Annotated in this window: 4 protein-coding genes; all 4 read right to left on the bottom strand. The window is 35.7% G+C overall.

Going from position 1 to position 7,488, the window contains the following annotated elements; genetic code table 11:
• Window positions 1-433: 433 nt before the first annotated feature.
• Complete coding sequence (locus GXM17_RS13360) at window positions 434-2,497, bottom strand: beta-N-acetylhexosaminidase (protein WP_163399826.1); 2,064 nt, start codon at window positions 2,495-2,497, stop codon at window positions 434-436.
• Between the two features lie 156 nt (window positions 2,498-2,653).
• Window positions 2,654-4,591, bottom strand: coding sequence for a glucosamine-6-phosphate deaminase (gene nagB, locus GXM17_RS13355; protein WP_163399825.1), 1,938 nt, complete (start codon window positions 4,589-4,591; stop codon window positions 2,654-2,656).
• 250 nt (window positions 4,592-4,841) lie between these two features.
• Entirely contained in the window at window positions 4,842-5,867 is a 1,026-nt protein-coding gene (locus GXM17_RS13350; protein WP_163399824.1) for a glycosyl hydrolase family 18 protein, read from the bottom strand.
• Between the two features lie 76 nt (window positions 5,868-5,943).
• Window positions 5,944-7,476, bottom strand: a complete 1,533-nt coding sequence (locus tag GXM17_RS13345; protein ID WP_163399823.1) for a SusD/RagB family nutrient-binding outer membrane lipoprotein — start codon at window positions 7,474-7,476, stop codon at window positions 5,944-5,946.
• Window positions 7,477-7,488: the final 12 nt, after the last annotated feature.

The following is a 7,488-nucleotide window of genomic DNA, read 5'->3' as shown; positions in this document are numbered from 1 at the left end:
GTTTTGTTTATTAATTGTTAGTATTTCAAAGATACATTTTCATATTTTTAATCTATGTCAAAGATATGAGCCCTGATTGAAGCGTTATCCTTTTGTGGCGGGGTTTGCCACAAAAGATTAAGCGGAAAGCAGGACACAGCTCCTAAAACTTAAACAAAAAAAACCTGACAATTGCTTGCCAGGCTTATAATGTTCTTTTTCGGGCAAAAACCAAATAACAAATTACCCAAAACTGACACATTAATTTGAAATAAAACTTAGATTAAAAAATAAATAACCAAACTCAATTTTAACCGTTCCCACATTTTATTTCTATTTCTTTTTTTAAAATTCAATAAGCTAATCTGGTTAAAATTATCTCTGCCAGATGAAAACCTGACAGAGATAAACCAATTAATCACATTTAACTTAAACTACTTACTAACTCAAACTTTTATATTAACTTTTTTAGGCTTGCATATATCGCCAACTCAACATCGGCATGGTCTTTTGTATTGCATTGCTCGATTAAACTATTTAAATCCTGTAATTTTAAAGCTGATTTATTATCTAAAACCAACAACAATTCCTGAGATACATCGCTTAATTTTTTAGCCAAAGGCAGGATTGGTTGTACTAAAGGTGCGTTGGCACTTAAGTCATTTAATTCTTTATTTACGGCAATCCATTTGTAAAAAAATGCAGTAACTTTTGCTTTATTTTCAGCTGTTTTGCTTGCCAGATATTGCGTTACAGCATTATCAAATGCCAATGCATCTTTTGCATCCGGCGTACAGGCATCTGCAAAAAGCGTGAACGGCGAATAGGTTTGATATTCTGTTCCGTTTTTATTTCGTGTATATCCTTTTAACGGTTCGCAGACATTTGAGAATTCGTTAAGCGATTTTATATCCTGATTGTTGGCTATATTTCTTAAAATGACATCTTTGTTGCGAATGTGTGTCAGCCCTAATTCTTCCAATCGGAAAGAAACGGTTTCAAGTCGCCTGCGCATATCTTCAACGTCAGTAATATCTTCGGCCGACCAAAGTCTTTCTGCAATTGCTGCTGTTCTTGGCCAAATTCTGGAATCTATTGTTTCAGGAGTAGCCAATTCTGTCCACATTGGAGCTTCACCACCTAAAATCCTTGCCTTTTCTTCTGCTGTTAACTCAACTCCTTTAGGCATTGGATCAGTTAAATAATGGCTTTCGATTGGGTACATCAAATCGATATAATAGCCGTTTGACAATACTGTTTTATACCCTTTTTTTACCGCTTCTGCTAAAGACTGACCTGCAAGAACCCCTTCATTAGGTCCTCTCCATGAATGAACAATGGCTTCTTTTGATAGGTTTTTGGTTAAGATTTCTTCCCAGCCCATTAGTTGTTTTCCGTGTTTTTTAAGCATCGGAGCCAGTTGCATGGTGAAATACGTCTGCAGTTCGTGGTTTGTTGCTAACTTATTTTTCTTTTTAAATTCCTGAATTTTAGGATTGGCATCCCAGTCCTTTCCTTCATTTTCATCGCCTCCAATGTGAAAATAATCTCCGGGAAACAATGGGCATACCTCATCAAAGATTTCGCTTAATAATTGGTAGGTTTTTGGATTTGTGGGATCTAATGTAGGCGTAAATATACCCGCATTTCTTTCGACACTATAGGTTGTAATTGCAGTTCCCTGGACACTTTTTTCTGCTCCTCCCTTTACAGAAATCACTTTACTTCCTATTTCAGGATAAGCAGTCAATATTGCTGTTCCGTGACCTGGAACATCTATTTCCGGAACGATTAAAATACCGCGCTCATCAGCATATTTTACTATACTTTTAATTTCTTGCTGTGTATAATACATTCCATCCGAAGCTAACTCAATTAGTTTTGGATGTTTTTTCATCTCGATTCTCCAGCCCTGATCATCTACTAAATGCCAATGAAAAACATTCATTTTCATAGCTGCGAGACCGTCAAGGTTTCTTTTGATAACATCTACCGGCTGAAAATGCCTTGAAGCATCGATCATCAAACCTCTCCAGGTAAATCTTGGAAAATCTGAAATTTGTGCGTTTGGAAAATAAAATGATTTACCATTGTTCTGCAGTATCTGCAATAACGTTTCAAGACCGTGTAAAGCTCCTAAATCGCTTGTTGCATCGATAGTAATTTTGTTTTGTTTAATATCTAAATGATAACTTTCGTCTTCATATAGACCAATTTTTCCGCCTTTGGCACAATTTATCTGAAGTTCAGCTGTTGGAACCTCGTTTAATTTTGTAACAAAATCCTGTCCAAAGAAAAGTCCTGTCCTTCCATCTAAACGACGTAAAAAACGGGTTACCCCTCCAAAAATTCTCTGATTTGGATTTCCGGTAATATTTACTTTAAAATTTTTATTCAAAGTAAAATTTCCATCATTTAAAACAACATTTTGAGGCCAGGGCATAAGGTTTAGCTGCTCTTTTTTAATCTGGGCACTTGAAGTTAAACCTGCTAATAGTAGGACTAGTATATATTTCATTTTATGGCACTTGGAAAAATGGTTATCCTGAGACAACATTAATAAATAGATGAAAAAATCCAGAATGATTTCTTTATTGATCCTCACTATCAGCAAAAAATCAATCTGAATTTGGAAATTTGACTTACTATAATAAATCAAATGCTAAAAATAATCTTAGTAATCAAAACGTTTGAAAGCCTCAATAGCTTCGTATTCTGCCAAACCTAATTCATCGTAAAGAATAGCAGTATTTTTATTTCGGTCTTCTGCCCTAACCCAAAACTCCCTGGAATCATTTCCCTGAAACATCACCCTGTCTTTTTGAGACTGGTGGTATAAAATCGCATGACGTTTAAGTAATACTTCGGATGGAGAAAGCGGAACAGCCATGTCAATTTCGTGAATATCCCATTCGTGCCATGCCCCTCTGTAAAGCCACAACCAGCAGTCATCCATGTATTTTTGAGGTTTCAGTTCTTTCATCGCAGCAAAAATGGCATTCAGACAAACTTCATGCGTTCCGTGTGGATCAGCAAGATCACCCGCAGCAAAAACCTGATGTGGTTTAATTTTGGCAATAATATCTTTTACAATAGCTATATCTTCAGTACCAAGCGGATTCTTCTTAACCTGACCGGTTTCATAAAAAGGAAGGTCCAGAAAATGTACATTTTCATCTTTTAAGCCAATATAACGAACTGCGGCATAAGACTCTCTTCTTCTAATTAATCCTTTTAATTTTCTTACTTCCAAAGAATCTACCTGATCCTCTGATTTGTTATTCAGAAATTCAATTACCTCTTTAAAGTTTATGACACCATCATTATTTCCGATAAAATCATTACAAACCTCAGCAAATTTTAATGCTTCGTCATCTGTAACTGCAATATTTCCTGAGGTTTGATATACTACGTGTACATCATGTCCCTGTTTTATCAGTTTTGAAAAAGTCCCTCCCATAGAAATCACGTCATCATCAGGATGGGGACTAAAAAGAATTACTCGTTTTTTTGCAGGATTTGCTCTTTCCGGACGATGTGAATCATCTGTATTAGGCTTTCCGCCCGGCCATCCGGTAATAGTGTGCTGTAGTACATTGAACATGTTGATATTCAAATCATAAGCAGAACCTTCCTGTGCCAAAAGATCAGACATTCCGTTGTTGTTGTAATCACGGTCTGTTAATTTTAAAATCGACTGTTTTGTTTTTTGGCACAACCAAACAATCGCTTTGCTTTTTAATTCCTGTGTCCAGATACATTCTCCAACTAACCACGGCGTTTTGAAACGCGTTAATTCTGAAGCTGCAGACTGATCTAAAACAAAAGTTGCATTAGGGTGGTTTTGTAAAAATGTAGCAGGAACTTCAGAACTGATATCACCCTGAATGGTTCTTTTGATAATATCTGCTTTGTTTTGTCCCCAGGCCATCAGTACAATTCTTTTCGACCTCATGATTGTCGAAACCCCCATCGTAATAGCACGTTTAGGAACGTTGTCAATACCATTAAAGTCAGATGAAGCATCTACTCGTGTAATATGATCGAGTGTAATAATACGGGTTCCTGAATTAATGTGTGATCCGGGTTCATTGAAACCTACGTGACCTGTACGTCCAATTCCCAGCAATTGAAAATCAAGACCTCCGGCTTGTTTAATATTCATTTCGTAGTCGATACAATATTGATTCAGTTCATCAATTGCAACGGTACCATCTGGAATATTAATATTTTCAGGATCGATATCAATATGATTAAAAAGATGCTGATGCATGAAATAGTGATAGCTCTGATTGTTCTCCTTTGACATTGGATAATATTCGTCCAGATTAAAAGTGATTACATTGCTAAAACTTAATCCTTCTTCTCTGTGCATTCTCACTAACTCTTCATATACTTTTATAGGAGAAGAACCTGTTGCCAGCCCTAAAACACAAGACTTATTTTTCTCTTGTTTAGATCTAATTAACTGAGCGATTTCCTGAGCCACGATAACTGAAGCCTCTGCAGAATTTTTGAAGATTTCATTATGAATTTTCTCAAATCTGGTTTCTTCAAATTTTCCTGCACTTTTATAACTGATATCAGGTTTTATTTCTAAAGCACTTTTCATTTTTTTTCTTTTTTGATAATTATATATAAAAGCAAGATTTATATGTAATTAATTAACCTTTAAACACTTAACAAATTACTAACCTAACTTATATTCTTTTCTGCAAATTTATTTTTAAAGGATTCCTCAAAAAAATTATTTATACAAACTGCTTAAACTTTTAAACCAACAGCACTATTCAGTCAATAACACGTTTTTGTACAATAAAAGGAACTTTTAACCCTTAAAATTCGCCTGATTTACAAGACTTTTAGTTACCACATAAATCAGTTGTAACAAATCCGAGTTTTGTATATTTTTTATGAATCACATCCAATAAAGAATATTGATCAAATGAATCCTGGGCAATTTCCCAAATCATGATGCCTCCAGTCATTTCTGAAGCCAATTGAACCTTTTGCTCAATAGTTGGTCTTCCGTTATAATAAATTTTGCCCAATTCATCTACTTCTGCAAATTGATTTCCGGATGCAACCATTTGTCCGTAAGTGACACTCGTAGCAACGGGATCAGTAAAATTATAGCCATAGAAAGGAACACCGAGTGTCAGTTTTTCTTTTGGTACATTTTGCATTTTATTCCAAAAATCGATTCCTAATTTCGCATCATTAAAAGAGCTGTGCTGACCCGGTTTATCAGGTGCCCATGGTCCTGTCATATCATAAGCCATAATATTAATAAAGTCAAAAGCATTAAGAGCTTCATTGTTTATATTAACAAAACGTGTGTTGTTTGGTAAAGCTGCCGTAATAAGTTTGTTTTTGCTTTTTATGGCATTTTTTAATTCAATAACAAAGCCACTGTACCCTGTAGTCACCGCATCCCATTCCAGATCTACATCGACGCCATCCAGTTTGTGAACTTCAACAAAATCCATTATTTTTTTGATAAAGGCAGGTCTGTTTTCAGGCTTATCGATAAGCAATGACCAATTAGCAGCCTGTTCTGCAGAGATAACTCCCCCGGCAATAGAAACAGATATTTTAATATTCGGGTTTATACCTTTTACATGTGCAATAACAGCATCAATATCACCATCAAAAATCAAATTACCTGTGTTGTCCGGATTTGCGAATGACAGATTAAGATGAGTCAGCTTACAAAATTGTACCGAACTCATTTTAGCAAAATTATCTGTTGATAAATATCCTACGACCCTGGCAGTTTTAGTTTTTGAATTATCAGTTTCTGTATCGTTGTCCTTGGAGCAACTGTAAGAAGTAAAAAGTGAACCAATAAAGAAAAGGATGCCTAATAAGGCTTTATTTTTTATCATTATTTTTAATTTAAAAATTGTTTTAATTTAATTAATAAAAATAACACCTTATCAGGCATAACTTGGGGATCATTTATTAGTTGGCATCCCACCAAACTTTATTCAGCCAGTCATTTGTTCCGCCCATTCTGGACAATGCGTCTAAATAATTTGTTTGATTTTTCTGCATTTCATCATTTGGATAATACAAACGTTTTGGCATAACACCTGCTGTTTCTGAATCAGAATTCGTTATAGCCAATAATTGAGGGAATCCTGTTCTTCTCTGGTTTGAGTAAGCCTCTATACTATTAAAAATGTATGTAATCCAAAGCTGTGTCCCTATTTGTTGTTTTTCTGTTCCTGAAACTAAAGGTTTTGCCGTTGTATAAGCATCAACAGCTGCCTGAGTAGCTGGAGTTGCACCATAAATTTCCAATTGTTTGATACCTGCTTCAACTCCTTTTTTGTAATATTCTGCAGCAGAAGTTCCTGTTACCCACCCTCTGAAAGCAGCCTCAGCCAACAATAATTGTGTTTCTGAATAACTTACATGTAAAAAAGGTGTTGTTTTTTGTTTAAAATAAGACTGAATCCCTGATGCCGCACTTGAACCTCCAGGTGTATCCCATCTAAAAGTTCCCGGACGAACACCCTCATATAGTTTTTCGCCAGGCTGAACAGGCTGTCCTCCTTTTCCTGGCATAGAAGATGTTGCTTTAGGAGTTGCAAGCATCGTAAGTCTTGGATCACCATTATCTCTCAGATAATCGATTACCAGCGAACTAAAGTGATCTCCGTTTTCATTACCTACTAAAGCATATGCCAAACCGTTTCCTCTAAAATCTATAGACGCAGGATTATCATTAAAAGTTGCATCCAGATGTTTCATTATACAGTTATCAGCATTACTTTCGAAAACACCATTTTGCAATGCTGCCTTTACTTGTTTTTCAGCTTCTTGCGGTTTTACTTCGGAAAGCCTCATTCCTAAACGCAATCTTAAAGTATTAGCCAATTTTTTCCATTTTGCAATATTACCATTATAAAACAAATCGCCTTTGATAGCACCACCATCAGCATTTAACTGATTATAAGCCTCGTCCAATTCGCTAAAAAAAGCTGTGTACACTTCTTCCTGCGTATCATATTTTGGTGTTACAATTCCTTGTGAGAATCCTTTTCCAGCCTGAGAATAAGGAATATCTCCATAAAGATCCGTTATACGTTGTGCGACCATCACTTTCATGATTTTTGCTACGGCATTCATATTTACTAAAGCTGGATTACCGCTGGTTTTATCCAAAATATCCACCACATTTTTAAGCTCATTTGCATAACCGTTTCTCCAGATTGCTGTTGCATAGTCGTCGTTTTTCTTGAATTTGCTTCCAAACTCTGTCACGTTCCACGCACCTGCATAGTGTTGTACAAAACCACCTGAATAAATCAAATTAGCTCTCCATTGGTAATAACCGTCACCAGACATACATAGTTGGGTAAATGTTAGCTGTCCTGCCGGATTTGCCGACAACGCAACCGGGTCTTTTTCCAGTTCATCAAAATTCTCAGTACAGCCAACTGTGGTTAACAATATGGCTATGGCTAGTATTATTTTTTTAAATTTCATAATTTCTTTTTT

The organism is Flavobacterium fluviatile (genome assembly GCF_010645065.1).
GTDB lineage: Bacteria > Bacteroidota > Bacteroidia > Flavobacteriales > Flavobacteriaceae > Flavobacterium > Flavobacterium fluviatile.
The sequence above is the reverse complement of the archived record's forward strand: the minus strand, read 5'-3'. Positions and strand labels throughout refer to the sequence as shown.